Origin of the sequence: Macrococcoides goetzii, from assembly GCF_002742385.2 — a bacterium.
GTDB classification, from domain to species: domain Bacteria; phylum Bacillota; class Bacilli; order Staphylococcales; family Staphylococcaceae; genus Macrococcoides; species Macrococcoides goetzii.
Genome location: NZ_MJBI02000030.1, coordinates 1 through 328, shown reverse-complemented (window position 1 = coordinate 328; position 328 = coordinate 1). Strand labels below are relative to the sequence as shown.

At 47.6% G+C, this 328-nt stretch carries 1 protein-coding gene; it reads right to left on the bottom strand.

Features of this window, described 5'->3' with window-relative positions; all coding sequences use genetic code 11:
* The coding region (locus BFS35_RS13865; RefSeq protein ID WP_158554339.1) for a putative Ig domain-containing protein at nt 1-328 on the bottom strand (328 nt) is incomplete at both ends.

Sequence of the window (328 nt, the reverse complement as noted above, 5' to 3'; positions counted from 1 at the left end):
ATCACGTTGTACTGTGATTATGATTGTTTCCTCTGTTACGTTACCTGCTTCATCTGTCACTGTGATTGTTACTGGGAAGTCACGTGTCTCTTCGTACGTGCCTGTCGCAGCGTCATCGTTCCAGTCTGTGATGATATCCGGTGTACCGATGATCTGGTTGTTCACGTCATCATATGTTAAGCCTGATGGTAGGCCTGTTACTTCTTCCGTCGTGTCGTTATCATCTGTGATCGTTACTGGGATCGGCGTGATCACCTGTCCTTCTGTAACTGTCGCATCTGATGCATCCACCGTCGGTGCTGTTGTATCTGCTACCTTCGGATTGTTA